This is a genomic window from Mesotoga sp. UBA6090, assembly GCF_002435945.1.
GTDB lineage: Bacteria > Thermotogota > Thermotogae > Petrotogales > Kosmotogaceae > Mesotoga.
Window position 1 is genome coordinate 1 of record NZ_DIXC01000060.1, and the last position, 25412, is coordinate 25412.

General features: G+C 44.0%; 21 protein-coding genes and 1 pseudogene. 14 read left to right on the top strand and 8 right to left on the bottom strand.

Annotated elements, in window-relative coordinates; genetic code table 11:
• Positions 1-870 (top strand): MFS transporter (locus tag B3K42_RS09215; RefSeq protein ID WP_292598400.1); only part of this gene is annotated, 870 nt, incomplete at its 5' end.
• 180 nt (positions 871-1050) lie between these two features.
• Here the strand turns inward: B3K42_RS09215 and B3K42_RS09220 are convergent.
• Positions 1051-2691, bottom strand: coding sequence for a peptidylprolyl isomerase (locus B3K42_RS09220; RefSeq protein WP_292598401.1), 1641 nt, complete (start codon positions 2689-2691; stop codon positions 1051-1053).
• Between the two features lie 68 nt (positions 2692-2759).
• Between B3K42_RS09220 and B3K42_RS09225 the strand changes: the two genes are divergently transcribed.
• Positions 2760-3152, top strand: a complete 393-nt coding sequence (locus B3K42_RS09225; protein ID WP_292598403.1) for a hypothetical protein — start codon at positions 2760-2762, stop codon at positions 3150-3152.
• A gap of 203 nt (positions 3153-3355) precedes the next feature.
• Positions 3356-4894: a hypothetical protein gene (locus B3K42_RS09230; protein ID WP_292598404.1), complete on the top strand. Its 1539-nt coding sequence runs from the start codon at positions 3356-3358 to the stop codon at positions 4892-4894.
• Between the two features lie 506 nt (positions 4895-5400).
• Here the strand turns inward: B3K42_RS09230 and lpdA are convergent.
• The 4 genes and pseudogenes from lpdA to B3K42_RS09245 form a co-directional block, all read right to left on the bottom strand.
• Complete coding sequence (lpdA, locus tag B3K42_RS09235) at positions 5401-6762, bottom strand: dihydrolipoyl dehydrogenase (protein ID WP_292598406.1); 1362 nt, start codon at positions 6760-6762, stop codon at positions 5401-5403.
• Positions 6755-6970 (bottom strand): sulfurtransferase TusA family protein, encoded by a 216-nt coding sequence (locus tag B3K42_RS13770; protein ID WP_349680970.1) that lies wholly within the window; start codon positions 6968-6970, stop codon positions 6755-6757. The genes lpdA and B3K42_RS13770 overlap by 8 nt, the downstream gene beginning before the upstream one ends.
• Before the next feature lie 87 nt (positions 6971-7057).
• Positions 7058-7165 (bottom strand): annotated as a pseudogene (locus tag B3K42_RS13775) (YeeE/YedE family protein); the annotation flags it as partial.
• A 24-nt stretch (positions 7166-7189) separates the two neighbouring features.
• Complete coding sequence (locus B3K42_RS09245) at positions 7190-7429, bottom strand: sulfurtransferase TusA family protein (protein WP_292598410.1); 240 nt, start codon at positions 7427-7429, stop codon at positions 7190-7192.
• A gap of 243 nt (positions 7430-7672) precedes the next feature.
• On the opposite strand from B3K42_RS09245, the gene B3K42_RS09250 reads away from it, so the two are divergent.
• The 3 genes from B3K42_RS09250 (at position 7673) to B3K42_RS09260 (ending at position 11016) form a co-directional block, all read left to right on the top strand.
• Positions 7673-8188: a cob(I)yrinic acid a,c-diamide adenosyltransferase gene (locus tag B3K42_RS09250; RefSeq protein WP_292598412.1), complete on the top strand. Its 516-nt coding sequence runs from the start codon at positions 7673-7675 to the stop codon at positions 8186-8188.
• Positions 8189-8193: 5 nt separating this feature from the next.
• The gene (locus B3K42_RS09255; protein ID WP_292598413.1) at positions 8194-8727 is read left to right on the top strand and encodes an HAD family hydrolase; all 534 of its coding nucleotides are present in this window, start codon (positions 8194-8196) and stop codon (positions 8725-8727) included.
• Positions 8728-9336: 609 nt separating this feature from the next.
• Positions 9337-11016, top strand: a complete 1680-nt coding sequence (locus B3K42_RS09260) for an HD domain-containing phosphohydrolase (RefSeq protein ID WP_292598415.1) — start codon at positions 9337-9339, stop codon at positions 11014-11016.
• Between the two features lie 367 nt (positions 11017-11383).
• Here B3K42_RS09260 and corA read toward each other — a convergent pair whose 3' ends face one another.
• Positions 11384-12448 (bottom strand): magnesium/cobalt transporter CorA, encoded by a 1065-nt coding sequence (corA, locus tag B3K42_RS09265; RefSeq protein ID WP_292598416.1) that lies wholly within the window; start codon positions 12446-12448, stop codon positions 11384-11386.
• A gap of 202 nt (positions 12449-12650) precedes the next feature.
• Between corA and B3K42_RS09270 the strand changes: the two genes are divergently transcribed.
• The 3 genes from B3K42_RS09270 to B3K42_RS09280 all read left to right on the top strand — a co-directional run bounded on the left by B3K42_RS09270 (position 12651) and on the right by B3K42_RS09280 (position 15844).
• Complete coding sequence (locus B3K42_RS09270; protein ID WP_292598417.1) at positions 12651-12803, top strand: hypothetical protein; 153 nt, start codon at positions 12651-12653, stop codon at positions 12801-12803.
• A gap of 170 nt (positions 12804-12973) precedes the next feature.
• Positions 12974-13927, top strand: a complete 954-nt coding sequence (locus B3K42_RS09275; RefSeq protein WP_292598419.1) for a transglutaminase-like domain-containing protein — start codon at positions 12974-12976, stop codon at positions 13925-13927.
• Between the two features lie 198 nt (positions 13928-14125).
• A complete protein-coding gene (locus B3K42_RS09280; protein WP_292598420.1) occupies positions 14126-15844 on the top strand; it encodes a dipeptidase in 1719 nt (572 codons plus the stop codon).
• A 27-nt stretch (positions 15845-15871) separates the two neighbouring features.
• Here the strand turns inward: B3K42_RS09280 and B3K42_RS09285 are convergent, their stop codons facing one another.
• Positions 15872-16453 carry a flavin reductase family protein gene (locus B3K42_RS09285; protein WP_292598422.1) on the bottom strand — a complete coding sequence of 194 codons (582 nt, stop codon included), beginning with the start codon at positions 16451-16453 and terminating at the stop codon, positions 15872-15874.
• A gap of 276 nt (positions 16454-16729) precedes the next feature.
• On the opposite strand from B3K42_RS09285, the gene B3K42_RS09290 reads away from it, so the two are divergent.
• The 5 genes from B3K42_RS09290 (at position 16730) to B3K42_RS09310 (ending at position 24489) form a co-directional block, all read left to right on the top strand.
• A complete protein-coding gene (locus B3K42_RS09290) occupies positions 16730-17842 on the top strand; it encodes an Ldh family oxidoreductase (RefSeq protein WP_292598568.1) in 1113 nt (370 codons plus the stop codon).
• Between the two features lie 43 nt (positions 17843-17885).
• Positions 17886-19151 carry an NAD(P)/FAD-dependent oxidoreductase gene (locus B3K42_RS09295; protein WP_349680971.1) on the top strand — a complete coding sequence of 422 codons (1266 nt, stop codon included), beginning with the start codon at positions 17886-17888 and terminating at the stop codon, positions 19149-19151.
• Between the two features lie 525 nt (positions 19152-19676).
• Positions 19677-20036 (top strand): VOC family protein, encoded by a 360-nt coding sequence (locus B3K42_RS09300; protein WP_292598425.1) that lies wholly within the window; start codon positions 19677-19679, stop codon positions 20034-20036.
• A gap of 39 nt (positions 20037-20075) precedes the next feature.
• Positions 20076-22346 (top strand): WD40 repeat domain-containing protein, encoded by a 2271-nt coding sequence (locus tag B3K42_RS09305; RefSeq protein ID WP_292598426.1) that lies wholly within the window; start codon positions 20076-20078, stop codon positions 22344-22346.
• Between the two features lie 7 nt (positions 22347-22353).
• Entirely contained in the window at positions 22354-24489 is a 2136-nt protein-coding gene (locus B3K42_RS09310; RefSeq protein ID WP_292598427.1) for a fibronectin type III domain-containing protein, read from the top strand.
• Here the strand turns inward: B3K42_RS09310 and B3K42_RS09315 are convergent, their stop codons facing one another.
• Positions 24490-25389, bottom strand: coding sequence for a GGDEF domain-containing protein (locus B3K42_RS09315; RefSeq protein ID WP_110991308.1), 900 nt, complete (start codon positions 25387-25389; stop codon positions 24490-24492).
• Between the last annotated feature and the right edge of the window lie 23 nt (positions 25390-25412).

The following is a 25412-nucleotide window of genomic DNA, read 5'->3' on the forward strand; positions in this document are numbered from 1 at the left end:
CTTCTTCGCCTTCTTGGCACACTGGGAGCGGTGAACTCCGTTTCTTACATTGTGGGACCGGCTCTAGGGGGTATTCTTTATGGCCTGTTCGGAATTGAGATAGTCTTCATTCTTAACGGAGCGTCGTTCATAGCCTCAGCAATCAGCGAAATCTTCATCAGGTATCAGCAAACGACTGAAAAATCCAAGGTGTCAGTGAAGAGTGTTTTTGTCGATATCGCCGAGGGGATAACCTTTCTGAGAAGAATCAAGGGACTGATGATGATTCTGATTTTTGCTATGGTCTCCAATTTTCTCTCGTCTCCGATTTTCATAGTTGTCTTCCCATTTTTCGCTCGCACAGTGGTCGGCTTTTCCAGTCAGCAGTACGGCTTTCTTCAATCGGGTTGGGTAATTGGAGTTCTCATTGGGAATGTCTTGTTAGGAACGGTGCTTGTTAAGAAAAGACAGGGTCGTCTATTTGCAGGAGGTCTGGCCGCGGAAACAGCTATAAACTTCTGTCTGGCAGCTTTCTTTTTTCCGTACTTCACGAAGCTTTTCGGTGGGGCTTCATGGCTGTATTTTGCATCACTCGGAGTACCTATACTTGTTATGGGGGTGTTTAACGCCTTTGTGAACACGCCGCTTCAAACTTTGTTTCATCGTATAGTGCCAACAAGTCACAGATCAAGAGTGTTTTCTGTGATCTCAATTCTTGCACAGATTGCTACTCCCTTGGGTTCGGCCATCTTCGGATTTGCAGTTGACAGATTTCCCGTTCACTATCTTGTTCTAGCATCGTGTATCGGAAATGCCGTTCTTACCGTTGTCTTTCTCACAAAAGGTATGTCCAAGCTCTTCGAAGAAAAGCGAAGCGAAAACAGGAACTAACCAACAGGTCCCTCGGTCGAGCCTGCAGGCAAAGGTATAGGATCATGATCATACGAGTCTTACAGACTGACTCGTTGTACAAATGGTCCTCCAAATGAAGGTATTCTTCTAATCGATCGAAACGGAATTTCAAAAAAAGAACCGGAGAGGAATTCTCCGGTTCTTGGTTCTTGTGTTAGTTCAATCAGTTGCGTTCTGTGTTTCCTTTTCTGCTGCAAGCTGCTCTAACTCTGAAAGTATTGAATCTATCTCGGCCTGTGCCTCTTCGGAGGGGTCGACTTCCATGAGATTCTCGAAGTAGCTTAGCCTTTTGCTCAGTTTTTCCTCTATCCACTCAGGGCTGTAATCAAGATCAAGTGAAAGAGAGTTGTTCCTTATAAGAATGTAAAGAATATCGGCCTTCAATTCATCAGGGATTTCTCTATTGACCATACTTTCCAGACCGGATTCAATCTCTCCAATTGTGCTGAATACGTAATCCACAAAGCTTTGTCCATAGCTGCTTAACTGCTGCTGAAGAAGATCCTGGTTCATGAACGTACTTTCCAGTTCCCCAAGCAAGGCGTTGTAGTATGCTGCAGTGACCTCGGGGTCTTCACCATCAAGCTCGTACATCTTCTGCACTATTACACCGCGCTTTTCACCTACTTCAAAGAGATTTCTTATTGCTGTCTCATAGTCTGGACTGTCAGTGTAACCAAGCATTTCCGATAGTTCGATGAATGCTGCATATTCTATAGCAGGCGCTTCAGATGAAGACTTCTCGCCAAATATGTTTGCCGCTATCTCGACGAAGAACTCGCTCGCAGACTCTTCTGTCGCTCTTGCTTCGGCATATTCATTGTAGAAGAGGAACTCATTATCCAGAATCTCATAATCGAAGTCGTTCTCTTCTATATAGCTCTCTATCCAGCGACTATAAGTATCGTTCTGGTAACCTGACACAAAGTCGTTGTAACTCGGAGAATTCATAATGTCTTCCAGACTGTCTATTTCCGTTCTCTCTTCGACAATTATCAAGTGATATCCAAATTCGCTTCCAACAGGACCGTAGAGCTGGCCTATAGGGGCGGAAAGTATGGCTTCTTCAAATTCGGGGACAGTTTGTCCCTTCTGAAGTGATCCTAGATCTCCTCCATTAGCCGCCGTTCCCGAATCAATCGAATACTGCAAAGCGGCTTCTGCGAAGGTGATTTCGCCGCTTTCGATTCTATTCATTAGTTCAGTTGCTGTTGCCTCTTCAGTAACCAGAATGTGTCTGGCTCTTATAGTCTCAAACTGATTCTTTATCTCTGTCTTGAACTCATCAAAATATGCCGCCAGAGCGTCATCATTTAAAGGGGCTATCGCCTCCTGAACGAGCGCTGCTTTAAGAGCATCAGAAACATAGTTTCTCATTTCCGATCTGAAGGCTTCCATGGAACCATAGATCGACTCTATCTGCTCAACCATGTCGGGACTTGAAGTGTACATTTCCATCATCGAATCGGTTTCAGCGTCAATTTCCTCTTCAGATGGAATCAAATTGCTCTCCCACGCATAGTAATCTATTAGCTTCTGATCAACGATATATGGTATTATCATGGTTTTCAACCCAAGCTCACTTGGTATATAGTAGCTGTCAAAATAAGGATCAAGTGTGATTCCTTGACTTGCAGCATTTGCCACTGTTGCGCCAAATGCCTGCTCAATTTCCTCTCTTGTTATCCAGAACTCACTAGATACTGCTTCTCCACCTTTTGTTATCCTGACTGCATATTCAGCCCCGATCAGAGTGAGCGAAAGAAACGCTGCCAGAAGTATTAGTAGAAACTTCTTCAAAATCATTCCCCCTCGTGTATTAGGTACATTCATGATAACATTTCATTTGAAAAGGTGTGTCACGAGAGGTGAATATTTTGAAGAAAACTGACCTTGATCTGGAGAGACTCAACTCAACGTCATGGAAGTGGTTAAACTCTGAGGAAGCCGAGCTGTCTGGCGGTGAGAACTCCAGGCAACCGCAAGCCATGTACTTCTTCACAGACGAAAAGAACAGATCCTTCTGCCGAAGATACAATAGGGAAGTGAATTTCAGAAGGGATGTTGAGGATATTGGTCTCTGTGATAAATGTGGAATGAGATTCCGAACTTACAGGGCAGCTCAGATATGTGTATTTGCACCAGCTGAAGCTTACTATACAATCGACACACGTGATGAATCGAAAGAAATCGAGGGGTTTCCTGACAAGGACTTTGCGGAAAAGGGAGTAAGTGACTTCGAGAGCAAGAGCTGGCAATGAAAAGCTTCTAATAGGCGTATTTTGGCCATCTTCATCCTCAGAGAGCTTATAGAAGATCACAAATACACGGTAACATTAGATCGAATCTTATGATTAAACCTTCTTGGTCAGGTCCCGAAGGATCCCTTCGTCAAACAGTTTAGTTGTTTTTGTTTTTCGTAACAAAGCGTTTCCATTATTTCTTTTTTTCTTGGAGTCGGACAATGAAGAACTTGCCGAGATCGCTCTTGTGGTTTGCTGCAGCTGTAATTGTTGTCTTTTCCCTTTCTTCGTGCATTGTAGTAGATAATCCAGTTGTCGTTAGGGTGCCCTTTGATGAACTAAAGGGCGGTGCTTATTATGGAGGGGGGCTCCTCTTTTCGCCTTCAAACATATCGATTTCGCATTTGGGAGAGGGAACTCTGATTGCATTCCAGGATCTCAGCATGGAGTGGACACCCGAAGAAGGTTCTTCTATTGCGGAGAGAAACTATGGTTATCTTTACATAAAATCCATAGATGGGACCGGAATTAAATATGAGTACATGATTTACGATTCGGAAGGTGCAATCGTCAAGCGCGTTGACTCTGTTTTTCAACCGGTCTCTGTAGGATCTCAGTATTTCTCGAACTCATCCGATGCTGATTTTTTCTCTGGCGTCTCATACCATTCCGCCGCCGGCATGCACGATCCATTTATCAGCGATGGATACCTTCTAACCTTTAGACACGATATCCCCGATGAAGAAAACTCCGCTCCACTTTCCTTTAGAAAAGTTCTTTTCAGAGTTCAGCAAGCGCCAATGGTTTCCTCAACCAGATTTCCCAGAGGCGTAATTGCAGTGAGCAATTCTATACCTAGATCGCTTGTGATCAACTCTTCTCTTCTTGTACAGGAACCGTCTGAAATCGAAAATCAGATCGTATTTTCGATGACTTCTTCTATCCCTCATTTCTCTCCCGGTGATTATATCTTTGACACAATGAATGACTCTTTGAGAAGAGTTGTTTCCGTGAATGATTCTGACCCTTTAAAAGTATCACTCGAAACGGAAGAAGCTTTTGTTGAAGAGGCTCTGGGTACTTTAATAGTGAATATTGAGGGTGATGTATCAGAAATCATAGAGAAACTCGGAACCGAAAGTGATCGTTCCTTTGCAGAAAGTGTGACAACAAACCTGATCACAAAGGAATGGGAAGAATCTATCGTTGATGAGGATGAGATGAAAGCTGCAATTAAGAATAAACTGGTTCTTGACGCGAATATCAGTCTTGATTTTCATCTTTCGTGGAACAAATTCAGCTCTCATGGAACGCTTCTCTTTCCGGCAAAAGTCTCTTCGATACTGGAAATTGTTGGAAAGGAAGGGTTCGAGATTGAAAAAACGAAGAAGGTTGCTGAACCAAAGGTAAGCATTAGCGTATGCGGAATCCCCGTAACAATCAGCATACCCATTGAGCTATTCTATGGGATGGAAACGGAAGTCGCAAGCATTGATCTTCAATTCGGTCCCGAGATAGAGGTATATCCGAAGTTCCATTATGAAGTAGAAGCAAAAATCAACCTCGACGGACCTCATGGTAAAAGCTATTCAAGAGGTTCCATAGACCACAATGCAACCTTTGTAGATAAGATCGATTTCGACGGATCCCCTGAGATTGAAGGAAAGTTTGGCTTCAAATTTTATCCTGGAGTTACTATTGCTTGTGTCCTTCGTCCGGAGATGGAGATGCCAGTCGGTTTCTCTGCAAGAGTAAGTTAATCGAAGGCTGAGTTAGATTTTGAGACCGAGGGACACATAATGATAAAGCTAGATCTGTTATTCTATAAGCACACTTTTGCCAAGACAAAGGTCTTTAGCCAGACAAAGAATATCTATTCGAAAGAGCTCTGAGGATTATCAGGAATGGTCCGTGATTAGTTTGAATAGCGCAAGGGACAGTTCTTTCTAGCGATAATCTGAAGATCAGCGTGAAAGTTCAGAAATCAATAATCGGAAGTTTTCTGTTCTCAATACTCGAAATACTGAATAAGGGCATTCCTGATTAAAGTAGATCGGGATGCCCTTTTACCGAAAAGCCTTCGTAACCCTAATCATGATTGACAGATTCCCATCAGGAGCATTGCTCTTGAACCTCAGTGGAATTCATTTTCCTTAACCCGATTTGCACTAGACAAAGACTACCTAATACAGGCTATTGCCCTCGCCTCGATTTGCTAGAAACTCAGGCAACGAATTACTGCAAAAACCTTCTCTAGAGAACTATTCTAAATGTGAATGCTCATTCCATCGATACCTTCTAGCGCTCCCAATATTGTTTCCGAAAGCGTCGGATGTGGGTGAATCGAATTCTCGAGATCTTCCACCGTTAGGCCGTTTCTTACTGCTACAACCCCTTCCATGATGAGCTCGGTCGCAGAAGGCGAAACGATACTCATTCCCAGAACTTTACCGCTCTCTTTGTCTGCGATCACCTTGACAAAGCCCGTGTTCTCTAGGACGGTTCTTGCTCTTCCGTTAGCACTTAGGGGGAATTTCGCTATCTTTACCTTCTGTTTGTCATCGATATCTGCCTCCCTCAAACCAGCTGACGCCACTTCTGGGCTGGAGAAAATTATCGAAGGCACAGCCGAGTAATCCATTTCCATCTCATCGCCCGCAATATTGTGGGCGGCCACTATACCCTCATAGCTTGCAACGTGAGCCAGCATGATCCCGGCTCTGATATCACCAATGGCATAGATCCCTTTTACGCTTGTCTGCATTCTGCTGTCAGTAACTATCCCTCTCTCAATCTTCAAACTCAAATCCCTAATGTCTTCAGTGATGTTCGGCCTTCTTCCCACCGCAACCAGCACTTTCTCGGCCTGAAGAGAGAGCTCTTGTTCACCTTCTGCATTGAGGATAAAAGAACATTCTTCTCTTTCCACCTCAGTGACCTTAGTCTTTTCTATTATCTCGACTCCCTGTCTGGTCAAAGACTTCCGTAATTCGTCAGCAACGTCGCTGTCTTCAGAGGGCATTATGTGATCTGCCAGCTCAACTAAGGTCGTCTTAACTCCGAATGAACTGAAAAATGTTGCAAACTCAACTCCTATAACGCCCCCGCCAACAATTACGAGGCTTTCTGGCATTTCTTCCAAACGAAAAACGTCATTGCTTGTCCAGATTCCTTCGACTTCACTGAAAGGCCTAAACATGGAGGGTTCTGATCCACTTGCGATAACTATGTTATTCGTCTCCAGAATCTCCCCGCTCTGCTCTAAGAGGACGTGCTTCGCATCCTTTATCACAGCGTTGTCATTGAAGAAATCAACTTCGTTTTTCTTCAATAGGTGCTCAATCCCTTTTCTAGACATTGTGATCGTTCTATTCATGTGAGACATGATTTTCTTCAGATCATAATCAAGTCCGGATATCTCGATTCCAAGTCTCTTGGACTTATTAGCTATCTCAGTGTACAAATGGGCTGAAGTCAGCATCGCTTTCGTTGGAATACAGCCCCAGTTTGTGCAGGTCCCACCGAGATATTCCTTTTCAACGAGCGCAACTCTCTTTCCCAGCTGAGCTATTCTTATCGCACATACATAACCTCCAGGCCCACCACCAATTACAACCGCGTCAAGCATTCTGTCTCCTCCTTATGTAAATCTTTATATCGCCGTATTTATCAGCTATCTTTTTAATTATCTCATGGCCTTCTTTCTGAATAGACACAGGAATTCTCTCCCCCGAAAGTGGGTAATCTACAATAACAAGCAATACTTCTTCGGGGTTCATGTTTTCCAGAGTCTTTCTTGCTTGAATATCCGGAATCGGGCAAGATTCACCTCTCATATCAAGAAGCTGGTCGGGCTTGATAACGTCAACCTCGCCTACCAGATAATAACTGCATATTCCCTCCGAGCAGGCAATTGGGTTCCGGAGGTAGTTGTCCTTGAAAAGCAATACATCCCTGAAGACTGAACTGAAGCACACTCTACCTCTCTGAAGAATTATTCCGAAAACAAGACCAATTAGGAGACCTGTCAGGCCGTATCAACTCACCCCTTCAATTCAATTGACTTTTATGTATATTTTCCACTTGCTGTTACCAACTTCGTCTATTTCCAAAACTTCATGCCCCTTTGCCCTAACTGCCTCGGGAATCCTTTCCATCGACATAGCGTAATCGATGCAGACTTCAAGTATCTCTCCAGCCTTCATCTTCTCAAGAGAACGCTTTGTCTCAACATCTGGTACGTGGCAAACCTCGCCTCTAACATCCACCGATTTTGTCACTTCGTACTTCGCCATTTTCATACCTCCATTTTATGTGATTTAGTTCACATTTTTTTGAAAACTCTCCTTCACCACTTGTACACTAAACTGGCAGTTTATTGGCATCTTGAAAAGAATCTTCAACAAACTGATAAATGCACACTATTGACGTCCAATTTCGCTATAATTCCAACTTGGTAACGGGCACACTTTGCAGGACATTCATATTCAGACTCCGATTTCGAAGTAGAATTGGAATACTTGATCGAGGAGGTCGCCATGAAAAGAGGATACGTTCAGATCTATACGGGTGATGGTAAAGGCAAGACCACTGCAGCAATCGGTCTTGCAGTAAGGGCAGCTCTTGCGGGAGAGAAGGTATTCATCGGCCAGTTTATCAAGGGCATGAAGTACAGTGAACTCTCATTACCAGATTACGTAGACAAAATTGTTATTGAGCAATTCGGAAGGAAATGCTTCATAAAGAGTAGCCCTGAAAGACAAGATCTTGAAGCGGCCCGAAACGGACTTGCAAGATCACGTGAGATTATTATTGGAAGAGAGTTTGGGGTTGTTGTATTAGACGAGATTTTCATCGCCCACTACTATAGATTGATATCTACCGAAGACATAAGGAAATTGATTTCTGCAAAATCTGAAGAGACAGAGCTTGTTTTGACTGGAAGAAAAGCACCTACAGAAATTTTCGATGAAGCAGATCTCGTCACCGAAATGAGAGAGATCAAACATTACTATTCAGTGGGAGTACAGGCGCGAGAGGGAATAGAATTTTAAGAACGTTGAGAGACCGAGAGATAGACTTCCAGAACCTCAAGGCCTTGATTTTTGGTATGGACGGTACTTTGCTGGATGACAACAAGGAGATTTCAGATAGTTTTCTCGAGGCAATTGAGAAGCTCAAGAGAAGAGAGATAAGGATTGCAGTTTTCACTGGAGAAGACTATATAATGGCACGTGAATGCCTCAACATTCAAGATCTTGAAGGGCCCCACGCCCTTCAGAGTGGAGCTTCCCTCATAAAAGGGAAAGATGAGACGATTGCGAAACGTTGGGTTGATGGAAACATTTCATCTTTCGTGTTTGAACTGGTACCTGCTGTGGGCTGTGATGTTCTTGTAAGGACAGATTCTCCAGGTGTTTCTGATTGGTTTCATGTGGGCCATTTTACGGTCAACCCATATCTCTTTTTTCTTCAGAGTAAAAAATACAGAATTACAGTATTAGACAACCTTTCCCAGGTAATAAACAAAAGAAGACTTCTTCAGTTGGATGCGACGGGAGACTTCGGTGTTCTGACACGCGTTTTGGCCTAGATCAACGCAAATTTTGGCCGGTCTGTTCACTTACTCGCTAACAAGAACGTCCGATGACACAGGATTTTTAGATGTGTGTACTGGTCTCGGGTTGAGAGCGAGGAAATCCGTAAATAAATCACATCAAAGGTTGCGAATTGGGCCTGCTTTCAATCTACTATGGATTAGTCTCCAATGCTATTGCACTCGATGCCTTTCTCGACTTTCATGGATTGTCCAGTGAAGAAGTTGCATTTATCGGAGATCACTAGACGGATATCCCCCTTCTACAGAGAGTTGCTCTTGCCGTGGCAGTAGAGACCGCATTCCCCGAAGAAAAAGCCGTCTGCGATTAGGTAACTTGCTCAAACATCGATGATGGTGTAGCTTCTGCAATCGAGGAAGTCTTCTTTGCGAAAAGATGATGAGCTTCGAAAAAATGTAAAGCTGCTCATCGCACGTTCGATGATATTCTCAGAAATGAAAATCATTCATAAACACTTGATCCGATTCTCAAAACCGCCGGAAAGATGTTAGAATTCAAAGTGAAGCAAACTAAACTAGAATCACAACCGAATTTCGAGCCAACGTTTGCACTTTTATTTCTTAAGAATGAGAGATGAGCTGGTCTTGTCATTAGATGAATCAACAGACTTTAATCTCGACCTTATTGATGAAGCGGTCATGATGGTTGATAACACTGGAAGAATTTGCTTTCAGAATCTTTCTTCAAGAAGATACTTCGGAGATGTCGTAGGCAAAGAGTACGAGATTCTCTTCGGTTCTAGCGATATGTTTATCGATGATGTCGGCGCTGTATGGAGCATCTCCTCATATTTCGACAGAAACAGATTCCGTGATGTAAAGATCTTGAAGAAGGCAAATAGCATCAACATCGAGTCTTTGATTAAAAAGGAGAAGCCGGGAAGATCAACCGATATCTTTGAAGAGAGTCAGAAGAATCCAGATGGCTATTCATTATCTGCAACCCGAATTCACCATTTTGAGACTGACAGCGAACTCAACAGGCTATTCAGAAAAGCCTTTGAAGAACAATTCATAGGAGCAGCGATTTTTTCTGTAGACAGAACGTGCGAAAGAATAACTCCCTTAGCGAAGAATCTCGCTTTTGAACTTAACCGACTGGCGCGACTCCCCGTCGTAGAAGGTCTGGCTCTGGAGAGACCCATTAGCAAGGCCGATCATCTGTATTTGCAGGCATTGAAAAGAGTTGCGCGAACAGGGAGGCAAGAGACAATTGTGCTTTCTGAGGAAGCCTATCACGAAGAAGTCTGCATAAGACCGATTTCCAGCAGAGAGTTAGTAAGTATCCACAGAGAGATTACGGCCGAGATCAATACCCGAATTGAATTAGCAACTGCAAAAAGCATAATCGATACAGTTGATCAGGCAGTGATTTGCACAGATGAAAAAGGGATGATCATCCTTTCCAACAGAGCCGCCGAGAAGCTGTTCGGAAGAAAGAGAGATCAGATTATTGGGAGAGAAGTTTTCAACTTCATGGAAGCTAGATGTAGTCGAAGTGAGGATAGACTTATCACTAATGGGAGTCGAGTTGATAAACGGTCAGTGATCGTCACCCGGAGTGATGGATCACGAGTAGAGGTCGAAGCCCTGGTGACGAAGATTGACGGCTCCCAATCTGGAGGACCGGGAGCAAGAACCGTTTATTCCTTTGCAGAATCCGATTTTCATCATGTTCTTCCTGAATCGACTGAGAGAACTATTAAAAGCCTCATTGATACTCTCTCAACAGTGGTCGAGGTTAGAGATCCATACACTGCCGGTCATCAACGAAGGGTAAGCAAACTTGCTACGGCAATCGCTACCGAAATGGGGCTCAACTCGGATCAAATAGATACTGTGCGAGAGGGCGCACTTCTCCACGATATTGGTAAGATTTCTGTGCCCACTGAAATACTAAGCAAACCGGGGCGACTTACGGAAAATGAATGGTTCCTCATTCAAAGCCATAGCGAAGCAGGTTTCAAGATGTTGGAAAGAATCGAACTACCGTGGCCAGTATCTAGCATCGTACGGCAGCACCATGAAAGGCTTGACGGTTCCGGATATCCCCAGGGGCTGAGGGGTAAAGAAATTCCTTTTGAAACGAGAATTGTAACCGTCGCCGATGTGTTTGAAGCGATTGTATCTCACCGGCCATACAGGCCTGCACATGAAACTTCAGCAGCGATTACGGAACTTACTGAAGGGACGGGCAAACTCTACGACCCTGACGTTGTTGATTGCTGTCTATCTGTAGTGGGGAGCGGATTCTCCCTGGATTAGGAAACTTTCCAAAGAACGCTGGTTTGGTTACTTCTGGAAAGAAAAGGATTAGTGACTTCCAGTTTCTAGTGACTATTACTTCTGATGCCAAGAGCCGGACTGAATCCCGCACAGCACTTTCTCATGTTTAAATCTCTATTCTCTTGGCGTAAAAGCGATTGCTCAATCGCAAGCAGCAGAAAAGGAAGTTCTCGAAGGACGTCTGCAAAACGAGACAATCATCCGACTCGAAATTGTGAGGAATGTTGCTAGAAACTTCAGATGACTGCACAGTAAAACAAGCCCAACTCTATACGGCGTTTGTTTATAAGAAAAAGAGAAGTTTGTCTAGGGTCATAGGGTAGCTTCTGAAGAAACAAATCGAGTATCACTTCCTGAACCACCCCTTTTTGTGGATGAAAAACAACATTATGAGAACGACTATTGCCATTGCAATCAAGACTGCTGGGTAAGCCCACTTTACAGAGAGCTCCGGCATATAATGAAAATTCATTCCGTAGAGGCCGGCCATGAATGACAGGGGAATGAAGATTGTAGAGATAACTGTCAGTACTTTCATTATCTCGTTCATTCTGTTACTGGTCGAAGAAAGGTACAGGTTCATCAGCTCAGACGCAAGTTCTCGACTCAGATCAAGCATATCTATCGACTGCATTACGTGGTCATATACATCTCTGAGATAAAGCGAAGTCTGGTCTCCAAAGTACTTGCTTCCGTCTCTTGAAATACGCCCAATCGCGTCCCTGGTAGGCCAAAGAAGCCTCTTTAGATGAGCCAGTCTATGCTTCAGTATGTATAACTCCTTGAGTTTTTCCCTGGCTGCTGTTTCCACGAGCTCATCTTCAAGGTTCTCAAGATCGTTGCCCAGTTCCTGCAATACAGGAAAGTAGTTATCAACGATAGTATCAACTATGGCGTAGGCCGTGTAATCGTTGCTCATATTTCTCATCTGAGCGTTCCTCCGTATCCTTTTCCTAACAGGGTCTAGAACATCTCCGTATCTTTCCTGGAAAGTAAGCACGAAAGTCTCTCCGACAAAGACACTGACTTGCTCTGTGACAAGACCGGTCTCATCCATTCGCAACATAGGCAGGCAGATAAAGATACAGTTCTCATATTCATCAACCTTAGGGATCTGCGGGACATTCGTAACATCTTCAAGAGCCAGAGGATGAAGAGAAAAGATGTCGCCAAGTTTTCGAATTAGCGTTTCGTCTCCCAATCCTTGAACGTCAACCCAGTGAACCTTTCCTCTCTCGAAAACTATTGACTTCAGTTCTTCCAAATTCTCAAGGATTTCTTCTCTAAGATAGTTTCCGTCGAATTCGATAAGCTTGATCTCCGGAAAGGGTGCCTTTTCGTCAATATTGAGACTTCCAGGTACTGAACCAAGCGGTGGCTTCCTCTTTTTGAAAAGACCCTTCTGATTCATCTGCGCACCTCCCTGTAGAAAAAAACAACTGAACGAAGAATTGATTGCATTGTCTCCATCATTCTAGCACTGAGTCTTCAGAAAAATGTTCTTCAATCACTTCGTGTTGTTAAGAAAGAGGCTGTCAGAGAGTTTTGCGATTTGCATCTTAAGGAGTATATTTGGATCGTAGCCAAGAAATCGGGGTCTCTAGGAGGGAAACATGAGAAAGGTCCTCGTTCTGTTCATTGCCGCTTTTATTGTTCAAACATTCCTTTCTTCAATCGAAACGGTAAGAAACAAGGAGTATCTCACTTCTCGGAAAAACATCAAAGGAAGCTTTATTCCATCAATTATGAGGAGGCAAAAGAGATAATCTTGAGTCACTTTCCACATCTAGCGTCCGATGATGAAATCAGGGCTTTCATTGAGAAGAGAGACATCCAGAGAAGGTTGGTCGGCAACTCGTGAAAGTTTTTCAACCAGTTCAAAGACAACCTCTTGTACAGAGACCTTGAATTTGTTAGTCAAGAAAGGTCTTGGGCCGTGCGGTTCGATGAAATAGTCAGATTTATGCTTTTCGAGTACCAAGAAACAGCCCAGGGATTTGCAGACTTCAATACTGGATTGTACCCATATTTCGATCCTAGAAGTTTCTTGGTTGAATTCCAAATCGAGGCTGAAAGATGTAGACTTCCAGACAAGGGCTACCTAAGAATCTGGCTCCATCTTCCGCTGCACAGCCCAAGCGAGGATGACATTGATATCCTGAAGGTATCCCCACTCGAAGCACTGGTGCGTTATCCCAGACTCGAAGTGAATATCGGATACGCTTTTTTCGAATTTGATCTTGCTTCTGTAGTAGTGAATTTGGAAATATCAATAATATTCTCTTTCAGACACTTCAGACAGCAGTTCGACATCGATCCTGTGACTGTCGGAGAATACGATACTGAAAGCGTTCTTTTCAGAGAATATACAGCATCTTTCGGCAATATCTATTTCGACGAGAATTCCACAAGTCTTGCAAAGTCGATTGTGGGAGAAGAGACAAATCAGTACTTGCAGGCGAAGAAACTCTATTACTACGTTGTAGAAAATTTCCAGTACTGTTTCATGGCACATTCGGCAATTGAGGCAGACGGAATTCCGGAAAGCCTCTATGCTTATGAGCATCACTTTGGCGATTGCGGGATGCAGTCAGTGTTTTTTGCAACTTTGTGCAGATCTATAGGTATCCCGGCAAGAACACGTGGCGGGTTTCAGCTTTTCTCAGGTCAGCTGGGTTCACGCTTCTGGGCCGAATTCTTTCTGCCAAATTATGGTTGGGTTCCCGTCTACACTTCTGCCGGACAGTTCGCGAACTACGCTATGAATGTGACCGATGATGAGCGGAAAGCATTCATTGACTTCTTTTTTGGAAATCAAGAACCTCTTAGGGTGAGTGTCCAGAATTCGGTAGATAGGGAACCGAAAGAAGGACCTTTTGATATCCAATAGTTTAGCCTTACCATGCAGTTGCCATTTATTGATTGTGAAATCGGGAATGAAGATCTTTCTGTTTCTTTTGATGCTCTGGAAGGATTTTCAATGAACACAACACTGATTAGTTAGGAATGCGCGAGTCCAAAGTGTCCCAAAAATCCAGAGAAGTTAAGAATCTCAATCTGCCTTCCAACTGAAGAGAGGTGAATCACTATGAAAGCTTCAAAGGTATGTTTGCTCTTTATCTTTGTAATCGTTGTTGGTGCTTCCTTTGCGTGTACGACACTTATTGTAACTAAGGGTGCAAGTGCTGATGGATCAATGATTGTTGCTCATTCAGACGACAACGATCTAGCCGATCAGAGAATAGTCTATGTCCCTGCCCAAGATCATGAACCCGGGTCATTTAGACCGGTTTATTGTACGGCAGTCGCGATAGGCGAATTCCCTCAGTATAACAGCTTTATTTATCCAAGGATTGTGTCGGACAGAGCTCCTGCCTATGATACATCTGGCTATCCAGCTTCAATTCCAATAGGAATGATTCCCCAAGTAGCACACACATATGCCTATTTCGACGGCTCATACGGGATAATGAACGAACATCAACTGATGTTTGGTGAATGCACTAACGGAGCAAAGGTTCAGATCGGTCCCGAACCTGGGAGAGGGATTTTCTACTCCTCGGAGCTTTCTCGAGTTGCTCTGGAACGCTGCAAGACTGCTAGAGAAGCCGTTGAAATGATTGGTTTTTTGATTGAAGAATATGGATACTACGGTACAGGTGAAACACTGCCCGTTGCTGATCCAAACGAAGCGTGGATCATTGAGATGGCTCCTTCTCCTGAAGGTACAGGAGGACTTTGGGTTGCAAAGAAGGTTCCCGATGGAGAAGTCTTCGTAGCTGCAAACCAATTCCGAATAAGGGAAATAGATCCCGAAGACCCTGATATCCTATTCGGAAAGACTCTTCACGAAGTTGTAGAGAAATTCGGATGGTGGAATCCCGAAGATGGCCTTCTTGACTGGCTGAAAACTGTGAGTCTTGGAGAATACAATCACCCGTACTACTCCTTGAGGAGGGTATGGCGTCTTTTCTCCTTAATCTCTCCCAGCCTAAACCTTTCTCCCTGGGTAGAAGACGGTTTCACTAGAGAATATCCATTCTCGATAAAACCGGACAGGAGACTCTCAGCGAATGACGTGATGAACTTATATCGAGACCACTATGAAGGAACGGAGTTCGACCTAACAAAAGGGATTGCCGCCGGCCCATTTGGTTATCCAGACAGATTTTACGGCCCCTACGACGGACAGGGTGATGTTGGTGATCCTTCTCGACAACTTGAAGGTGCTTGGGAAAGGCCTGTATCAGTGACATATTGTGGATACACTTTCGTGTGTCAGGGAAGGGAATGGCTTCCAGATCCCATCGGAGGAATAATGTGGTTAGGTTTAGATAAACCTGCCGATACTTGTTTCATTCCCTTCTACGCAGGAGTAAGCAATCTGCCTAATTCTATTCAAGTCTGCGATACTTCAAACTTCAGCAGGGACAGCGCCTGGTGGGCGTTCAACTTCGTGTCCAATTGGGCCGCTCTGAAATACAGTTACATGCACGAAGAAATCAGACTAATGCAACAGAAATATGAAGCACTTTCCCTAAGTCGCCTTCCGGAAATCGAAGCGAGCGCAGCCACGCTTCTTCCGACAAAACCGAGGGAGGCTGCTGACTACCTCGCGAGATTCTGTTCAAGAAACTCTCAAGAGATTGTCCAGGCCTGGTGGGAATTCTCAGAGTATTTGATAGTGAAGTATAACGATGGTTTCATAAGCGACAAAGGCAATATGGCCCAGCCGACAGGCTATCCAAAAGAATGGCTAGACAAAACGGATTGGTCTAAAGGACCGACCTCTTACGAGAAGAAATGAAACATCTCATCCCTCCAAAAGCGGGGCTTATTCCACGCCCTCTCTTGGAGGGGTGTACTTTATACCTATATTCCATGCCTTCCCAAGGTGCATGCCGATAGACCAGTAGGAGTTATCGTAGACAGAGAACGTCACTGGACTGATCTTCCTTATGTCTGGAAGACCGTCGACAAGGCACGACTCTGCACAATATGTTTGAATAACTTCGCCGACGAATGTCACGTGTACTCCACCAAATTCAGAACTCCTGACCAACTTGCATTCCATATTCAAAGGCGCTTCTTCGATCATTGGAACGCTTCCACTTTCTCCAAAGAAGGTGCCGAAAAGCTCCGACTTGTCAGTGGTCTTTCCAGAGTAGATTCCCATATAATCTACACCTCTAAGCATGTCGAGAGAGGGTACATTCACGCTGAAGTAACCAGACTCCTCAATATTCTTGCAGCTAAGCCTAGTCTTTGCCAAAGAAATCTGGAGCATAGGCGGCTGAACTTCTACAACCCCACAAAAGGCAACTGTAGTGTAATTAGGCCTCTCTTCGTTAATCGTACCAACCACTATTAATGGCATAGGGTAAAGATATACTCCCGGTCCAATTCTGTCTTTCAAGCGATTCACCATTCTTTCTTAAAACTAACAAACTATAGGATGATCACAAAGCTCTATGATGTGAATTTTCCGTAAATCCATTGTACTCGATTTTTTCTCATAAAAACAAGCCGTCTCCTGCTGAGAGTTCTGAGATAATCATCTAATCTGCTACGAGGGCAAAGAATCCGAGGACAGATACACCAGACTGAATGGAAGATTACTTGATAAACTGTATATGGTTTATGCTGATTGTATAATTGGCTGTAGAAAGAAAGGAGTGATTTTGTGGAAAACATGTATGACGATGTTGCGTGGGTTGACTTCGATACTTTAGAAGCCTTTATGAAAGATGTTTTTGTTGGTGTCGGCGTTCCTGAAGAGGATGCAAGTCTTTGTGCCAATGTTCTCATAACTTCAGACAAGAGAGGAATCGACTCACATGGCATAGGCAGACTGAAACCAATCTACGTTGATCGCATTAGGTCAGGAATTCAGAATCCTGTCACAGAGTTTGAGATCATTAGGGAAAGCCCCACGACAGCTGTAATTGACGGGCACAACGGCATGGGACATGTTGTCGCTTACAAGTCAATGAAGCTCGCAATCGAGAAGGCGAAGACCTATGGAATGGGGATGGTGGCGGCGCGCAATTCGACACATTACGGAATAGCCGGCTATTATCCAATGATGGCCGTTGAAGAGGGCATGATAGGAGTTACTGGCACGAATGCCCGCCCATCTATTGCACCAACTTTCGGAGTGGAGAATATGCTGGGAACTAATCCACTCACTTTCGGGATTCCCACAGACGAAGACTTCCCCTTTGTTCTCGACTGCGCCACTTCTGTGGCTCAGAGAGGAAAGATTGAAGTCTATGCCAGAGCTGGCAAGGAGCTGCCTGAAGGTTGGGTGATTGGTCTTGATGGTAGACCGAGAACAGATACTCAGCAAATTCTGATTGATCTCACAAAAGGGGAAGCCGCTTTGACTCCACTGGGAGGTATTGGTGAGGAAACTGCCGGATACAAGGGATATGGCTACGCAACAGTAGTTGAGATTCTTTCAGCTGCTTTGCAGGCAGGCAGCTATTTGAAGATGCTGACGGGTGTAGGGTCTAATGGTGAAAAAAGGCCTATTCCAATAGGTCATTTCTTCATTGCAATAGATATCGAGCCGTTCACTCCAGTAGAAGAATTCAGGAAACTTGCAGGTGATATCCTCAGAGAGCTTAGGGCATCGAAAAAGGCCCCCGGACAAGAGCGGATCTTTACCGCTGGAGAGAAGGAACACCTCGCATGGCTGTCAAGAAAGGACAAAGGAGCCCCTTTGAATGAGATCTTGAGGAAACAACTAGTGCAGCTTAGGGATGAGCTGGGGCTTGATAAATACAGATTTAGCTGGGAATAACGATGCACCGGGGGAGGTGAATTGTCCGTTAAGGACTTATCACATGAAAATTGGAGTTATCGGATTTGGAGCAGCATCAATAGGCTTTATGAGTGAGGTGATTGATGAGAATCATGAGATTCACATTCTTGAACGCTCAAAGGATATTTTTAGTTCAAGCATAAGCGGAATAAGGTCGGATGGAAAGATTTTCGTATCAGATACCATGGGCGGTGACATGGAGATTCCACTCTCCATTCAGAAAAGTGTGGTTGATTTCTATCTGGAAAAACTGCATTCCGAAGACAAGCTCAACGTCAAAACTGGTACATCCTTTGACAGAAAATCCTCATTCTTCGACCTTTTCTATGAAAAAGGGTTTGAACCTGTGAACTCGAGGTTTTGGCATATAGGGACCGATAAACTGGGTTCGGTTCTTACAAGGATTTTCGACGAATTCTCAAAGAGAAAGAACGTCCACTTTCACTTTGGCTCGAGGGTCGATGAAATCGACATTGAAAAGGAAAGAATTGTTCTTAGAGGAGAGGGATTCGAAGCAGAGTTTGATTATGTAGTAGTTGCTGTGGGCAGGAGTGGCCACTCACTTATAAAAAAGGTAACAGGTCGATATCCGGAGATCGTCGCATCCAGTAACACGGTAGATATTGGAATCAGATTTGAACTTCCCGACCATGTCGTGGAAGAGATCAATAATGAGATGTACGAATTCAAGGTTAGATTGAAGGCCAAGACAGGATATACAGTGAGAACTTTCTGCAATAACCCATCTGGAAAGGTCGTTCTGGAGAACTACGACGATTTTGTGACCGTGAACGGCCACTCCAACTCTGGAGGGAGTTCAGAGAGCACAAACTTCGCAATACTTTGCACGACGCGTTTCACAGAACCTTTTCGTGATCCAATAGGTTACGGCTCATATATAAGCAGATTAAGCAACATTCTTGCCGGTGGCAGGAAAGTGATTCTTCAGACCTATGAGGACTTCATGCAGACCAAGAGAACAAAGAGGTTGGGAAGGGTTAAACCTACGTTACCTGAAAGTGATTTCATTCTGGGTGACATAAATCTTGTGTTGCCCAGGAGAATATCTGTTTCTATTACCGAGTTTATTGAGAAACTCAGCGAGGTAATTCCTGGAGTAGCTTATCCTGACAATCTTATGTATGCCGTTGAAGTCAAGTTTTACTCGAACAAGATAAACAACGGTCGATATAAAAATCTAAAGTTCATCGGTGATTGCAGTGGTCACACAAGATCCATAACATATGCAACAGGCCACGGAAGGCTTCTGGGCTCTTCTCTCAAATAGGAATAAGCACTGAAACGCTAGTCCGTAAGACAAATGCTTCGCAGAAAGAGCTGTCTCCTTATCGAAAGAAGCCAGTAGCTCCATTATCGTACCATCAATCCTACGTCGGTAAGTGCAGGTTTTGTATTCAAACCGAAAGAGACAATGCGGGAAATCCTGATCAGAGGATTTCAAATCAACTCAGTTAGGATCGCTTGTTGTGATGATGATAGTGCAGATCAAGAACTTATATTTGCCAAGCAGGATGATACTCTTGAAAACAGAAGTGCGGAACACTTAATGTAATATATACGCAAATAAAAATATACACTTGTACTGAACTGTTGGTTCAATATAGGGGTCTCAATTCTTGTAAAACCGAGATGAAAGACAAATCGATACTAGCAAGATAGCAAGGCCAGTGCAAAGCACACCTACACCCTTTTAAGTGCAACCCGTCCTCATAGTACCCGAATTATGTATGGAAGATCAACCGGAAGGGTCCGATCGTAGATCGGACCCTTGCTTTGAAGGGAGGATCGAGTGGTGAAGGTATTATTAAACACTATCGTCTTTTTTGGCACAAGAGACCTGAGTATTACGAGTTCATTCTACAAAGGTTTGATTGGGCTTGAACTGTTCAGAGATCAGGGGACATGCCAGATTTTCTTCACCGCGGGCGGTGGTATGATTGGTTTTTGTCATCATCTTCAAGTTAGTCCTAGAAAAGATAATCCAATAATAACTCTACTCACCGATGAAGTCGGTGAGTTCTACAAAAGATTGATCAAAGCGGGTGTTGAATGCACCGAGCCGACCATAAACGAGAAGTTCAATATCTATCATTTTTTCACAAGGGATCCCGACGGCTATCGATTGGAGATTCAGAGGTTTCTCGACCGATAGGTTGGACTGTTCTTGAAGGGCCATGAATGGTAGAATTGAATGAAAATTCTATTCAGGGTGATAGATTTGAGAAGGATAGCTCTTTTAGCAACTTTGCTTTTCTCTCTTGTTGCATATGGCATAGAGTACTTGCCAGATAGCAAGGCTTTCAGCGCTACTTCGTTGGCAGTCAGTCCAGATGGCGAGAGACTTGTTTCTGGATATATTGATAATACAATCAAAGTCTGGAATCTTTTAGATGGGAGATTATTACACAATCTTTCTTTTAACAGCGCCTGGGTAACTTCTGTTGCTGTTTCTTCCGATGGAAAGATGGGAATAGCGGGCTACGATGATGGAATAATCATCGTCTGGGATCTCCTGACTGGGAAGAAAATAAAGTCCTTGAGTAGTCACACTAGTGCAGTGAATGACTTGATTGTAACTGAAGACGGTAAGACACTTTATTCATGCAGCTCAGATGCAACGGTGAAGATATGGTCACTCTCAAGTCTATCGTTCATAAGAACTCTCAGAGGCCATTCCGGGTCCGTTCACTCCATTGTCGATTGGCCTGAACAAAATCGTCTATATTCAGCTTCGGAAGATGGCACCCTCAGAATCTGGGATACATCAAGTGGACAGCAGGTTAAGGTTATCAGGGCAGAGATCGGGTCACTCACCGCAGTCTCTATGGATAGAGAAAGAACAGTTCTTTTAATTGGATCTGAGGCGGGCCATCTTAAATCCTATGATGTTAAGACCTGGTCCCCTCTGAAGACATCTAGAGTTCACAATGCAGAACTAACAAAGATCCTCATCGATAATGGGGTAATCTACACTGCATCCTCCGACAGAACGATAAAGAGTCTTTCCTTTCCTTCTTTCAATCTTGTGAATATGATAACGGGCCACAACTGGGATGTCAGCGAGATAGTTCTTTCAAATGATGGTTATGTGCTTTACTCATCTTCCACAGATGGAACTTTGAAAATATGGGATATTGAAAAGGCTTCTGCAATAGGAACCTTGATAGGGTTTGGAGACGGAGAGTATTTCTCTTATAATTCCTATGGAAATTGGGTTTCTTCAGCACTGGCACTTGAGAGAGTCACTACTGCTGATGGATCTAGCCCTATGGAAGTCGCAAGAGAGCTTAATTCACTTCTTCTCCAACTAGATAAGTTACCAAGAATCTACACTCCTTCTTCCTTGAGCATAAGCATAGAAAAAAGCACGGTGGATTTTTCGGTTTCCAAGCCTGTCAAAAGAGTGACAGTGAATGGAGAAGAAGTGGATATAGGTGAAGATGGAGAAGTTGTTTTCAACCCCGATGGCGCAGGCGACTACATCATCAGAGCTTATGATGATTCCGGGTCCTACGACGAACAAATTGTAACCGTTCACTTTGAAGAAACCGTGATGTACGTAGTAAAAGAAATCGGTACCTATCAGAGAGGCGACAGAGTAATCATTGGCGACTTTCGTGAACTGACATTCCTTGTGAATGGGGAGTGGATTGACAGAGACTACTTTTCGAGAGTCGCTCCTGATATTGAACCACCTGTTATAACCGGCGATAAAGCCCAGAAGGTTTCTATTGGCGATACCAAGTATCTGGAGTTGTCCGTCTCCGACAACAGTACAGTGACTTTGATTGAAATTGTTTCCCCCGACCTCACCGTAACTCCTCTTGCCGTAAATTCAGTTTCGGTAGAGATTAGAACAGAAGTTCAGGGAACGGGTGACTATACTGTCAATGCATACGATCATGACGGAAACAAAGCAATGTCAACATTCTCACTAGAAGCCGAATCTAGAAGCTTCTGGGTTTGCAGAGATCACGAGAGTCTGGGATTTGGCCAAGAAGTCAAAGTTACCGAGGAAGGCGAAAGCTGCTATTATGTTTCCGATTATGGCTGGCTAGAAAAGGAATATCTATCTGGAAACCCGGTTTCAACTGCAGATCCAGTAATCAGCGGAGAACCAGTTCAGTATGCTGTTTCGGGTGCTGAAAGGATCCTGAGCTTCACAGTAAGCGATGACGTTAACGTAAAAGAAGTCGTTGTTTCCGGAAAGACATATCCAGTAAATGAAAGAGAAAAGGAAATGCACATTATGGTAAGCGAGTATGGGGAGCATCTTGTAATAGCAAATGATGTTGAGGGCAATTCAGCTCGAGCATCGTTCACACTCTCTGCCCCTCCGGAAAATGAAAGGGAAGGCGGCAAGATCTGGTACTGGTTGATTCCGATTGTAATAATCCTTCCTCTGATTTTGTTTCTGGCAGCAAAGTCTTCAAGGAAGAAGACACGGAAGATAAGGCTTTGATTTGACTATGAGGAGAATACTATTTGCTGCAATGGTCTGCTTCGCAGTCCTAGCAGTTGTCTCAGGCTTTGGACTTCTGAAGGGACAAAGCGCAGATTTCGAAGTCTTGGAGTGTGGTAGTGTAACAGTAGAATACGGCGAGCCACTTTCATTACCAATTGCAGACTTCGTAAGAAGCAATGGAACAGCCCTTGCCTTTTCAGTCGTTGGAGAGAAAGGAAGAATAGAGAACGATTTTCTTGTAATAGATACAAAATCCTTAAGCTGCCCCAATGACATAGTGAAGATCGTTGTACAGTCGGAAAGATCAAGAGCTGTTGTTCCCATTGAGATTGAAGTAGAAAATCCACCTCCACCCCCTGCTCTTGCAATCACAAACCAGAAGCTTTTTGAGGGAGAGTTTCTGGAGATTGACTTGAAAGAACTCACCACTTCAGATTCAGAAAGCATTTTTTACGAAATTGTCAGTGGGGTGGGCGAGATTCAGGGTACTGAATATAGATACACCGCAGGGCTGCGCGAAGCTCCTGTCGCGCACAGAGTGACTATTAAAGCAATTGACGAGTTGGGACAGTGGCGCTGCGAAACCTTTAGCATAATCGTAATGGACAAGAACCACTGGCCAGAAGAGCCCCACTCTCCTTATCCAGACGATGGTGTTGAGGATTTCATGAATGACCTGGTTCTCTCATGGAAGTGCCAAGACCCCGATGGAGACAGCCTGTCTTATAGTCTCTACTTTGGAGCTGAAAGACTTGAAGTCTTGGCTAAAGAAATTGCGGAAACCACCTATAGCTTGCCTTCTCTTGAACCTGGCACAGAATACAGCTGGCAGGTTTTGGCTGACGATGAAAAGGGTGGACTAATCAGAAGCCCGATCTGGTCATTCAGAACAAAGAAGATTCCCAAACTGACATGGAAAAGGGTTATTGGTTTTGACGGAAGAGACAGCTTCGCCAAAATAAGGCCTCTTTCAGATGGGGGCTTCATTCTTGCAGGTTCTGTAGATGCTAAACCGGTTCCGAATTCCTCAGCGAAAGATCTTTCGAGAGCAGGATGGGTTGTGAAACTTGACGGTAACGGCTATTTTGCCTGGCAGAAGAAGTTCGATTTTGGCTGGACCGAGTTCATTGACATAATACCGACCTACGATAACGGATTTCTGGTCGCAGGCAAAAACCTCGACTTAACTAGTCCCAAATCTGGGGAAGAATCTTCATTGCTGGCCATCAAACTCAATAGATACGCAAATGAAAGCTGGAGATTCACAGTTGGCGGAAATCAGAATGAAGCTGTCGCAGTCGCTGAGGTCGAGGATGGATACTTGATTCTGGGAACGAAGTCCTCAGACAATAGAGAAGAAAAAAGCGTCGTTCTGATAAAACTGGATAGGTCGGGATCGGAAGTCTGGCAAAAATCATTTGGTGGGAGCTCCTTTGAACGGGCAGTTGCCTTCAATCTTGATCCCAAAGGAGACATAGTGATTGTTGCAGAAACAACTTCAATGGATGGAGAGGCCGAAGGGAATACCGGAAGCAGCTTATCAATTAACGGATTAACTCTACAATTCTCATCAATTCTGGTGATCAAAGTTAGCATCAATGGTGAGGTACTTTGGTCTAAAGTTTTGGGTGGAGAGAGCGAGGATTTCCCATCCTCTGTAAAAGTGGACGCAAACGGAGATATATTTGTTGGGGGTTCAACCAGCTCCACAGGAGGCACCTTCTCTCGGCAAACTTCCGATTACGATGGGTTCATAATAAAACTCTCAGAAGTGGGAGAAATCTTATGGACGAAATGCTTGGGAGGAAAAGGGAACGACTTTGTTGAAGATTTTTTCGTCACCCCTTCTGGTGGTATTCAAGCAATCGGCTTCTCCGAGTCAAATCTGGAAAGGAAAGGTTCGGAAAGCACTTCCTTGAAAAGAGCTGGATTAGCTTATAGTGACATCTGGCTTCTGCAGCTTGATGTCGACGGGAATTTGCTTTGGGAAAACTACCTTGGCGGAGAACTGGAAGATGTGAGCCTCGCAGTCGCAAGATCAGGCAACGGATTTGCTTTAGCAGGTTTCTCCGCATCGAGTGACGGGGATGTGGGCTCTAATAAAGGGGACTACGATGCGTTAGTCTTCTACCTCGAATAATCAGCTGTAGAATCGCCACTTCAAACCTTCTCTTTTTGCTGCAAATACAGATGAAAGGCAGTTACTAAAAAGAGCGTCTGAACTCTCCCCATCCACGGGAAACTGACAGATTCCGATTGCAACGGATGGAGATATTTCAGTATCAGTGACAACGACGGGGCTCTCCAAAGCTGATAATAAGGAAATCACTGTCGAAGAAACTTCCTTCCTATCGCTCAAATCCATTACGATAACAAAGACATCATCCATGACCCTGAAAAACTCTGCTTTTGGTACTGCTTTTGCAAGTCTTCTGCTAATTCTCTGCACCAAAATATCTGCGGTTCTTTTTCCAAACATTGCAACTATCTCCTTAGAATCTGATAATGTGACACATACAATCGAAAAGGAGCTTCCAGTAACTCTTGAAGTATGCATTTTGCTGGCAAGATGAGTGTGCAGAGAGCATTCATTTCCAAATCCAGAGAGAGAGTCAAGGTACACTATATCCCTCAACGCGTTTCGAATACTGGTAGATTCGCTGTTGTCAGTCATGGTCATCAAATATGATAGTTTCTTCGAAATCCCCAGACAAAAAATGTTAAGCGACAAATGTGACCTTCGAGTCTGAACTGAATCGCTTAGGTCGAAAGAGACATTATCTATCTCTCCATTGATGAACGAACTGAGTCTTGCAGAACTGGAGCCGTTCAACAGGTTGAATAAACAGGGGAAATCTACCACATCTTTGTTCAAAAAGCTTAATTCATAACAGTAATCAGAAGTCAACCTTCTCCACTCGCTGTTCTCAACAACTACTCTCCCCTCGGCAGAAAGAATCGCAGAAGCTTCGAGAGTTCCCTCGAGCAAGCGTTCAGCAATCTGCACACTCTCGTTCTTTTCTCTCTCCCTGTTTTCCATAAGCCACCTCACGTTAAGGATCT

Excerpts from the sequence above, each read along its gene's own strand:
- B3K42_RS09230 (WP_292598404.1), top strand. The coding sequence starts at position 3,356 with ATGAAGAACTTGCCGAGATCGCTCTTGTGGTTTGCTGCAGCTGTAATT.
- lpdA (WP_292598406.1), bottom strand. The coding sequence starts at position 6,762 with ATGCTTGACGCGGTTGTAATTGGTGGTGGGCCTGGAGGTTATGTATGT.
- B3K42_RS13770 (WP_349680970.1), bottom strand. The coding sequence starts at position 6,970 with ATGAGAGGTGAATCTTGCCCGATTCCGGATATTCAAGCAAGAAAGACT.
- B3K42_RS09245 (WP_292598410.1), bottom strand. The coding sequence starts at position 7,429 with ATGGCGAAGTACGAAGTGACAAAATCGGTGGATGTTAGAGGCGAGGTT.
- B3K42_RS09250 (WP_292598412.1), top strand. The coding sequence starts at position 7,673 with ATGAAAAGAGGATACGTTCAGATCTATACGGGTGATGGTAAAGGCAAG.
- corA (WP_292598416.1), bottom strand. The coding sequence starts at position 12,448 with ATGAATCAGAAGGGTCTTTTCAAAAAGAGGAAGCCACCGCTTGGTTCA.
- B3K42_RS09270 (WP_292598417.1), top strand. The coding sequence starts at position 12,651 with ATGAGAAAGGTCCTCGTTCTGTTCATTGCCGCTTTTATTGTTCAAACA.
- B3K42_RS09280 (WP_292598420.1), top strand. The coding sequence starts at position 14,126 with ATGAAAGCTTCAAAGGTATGTTTGCTCTTTATCTTTGTAATCGTTGTT.
- B3K42_RS09290 (WP_292598568.1), top strand. The coding sequence starts at position 16,730 with ATGTATGACGATGTTGCGTGGGTTGACTTCGATACTTTAGAAGCCTTT.
- B3K42_RS09295 (WP_349680971.1), top strand. The coding sequence starts at position 17,886 with ATGAAAATTGGAGTTATCGGATTTGGAGCAGCATCAATAGGCTTTATG.
- B3K42_RS09305 (WP_292598426.1), top strand. The coding sequence starts at position 20,076 with ATGAAAATTCTATTCAGGGTGATAGATTTGAGAAGGATAGCTCTTTTA.
- B3K42_RS09310 (WP_292598427.1), top strand. The coding sequence starts at position 22,354 with ATGAGGAGAATACTATTTGCTGCAATGGTCTGCTTCGCAGTCCTAGCA.
- B3K42_RS09315 (WP_110991308.1), bottom strand. The coding sequence starts at position 25,389 with ATGGAAAACAGGGAGAGAGAAAAGAACGAGAGTGTGCAGATTGCTGAA.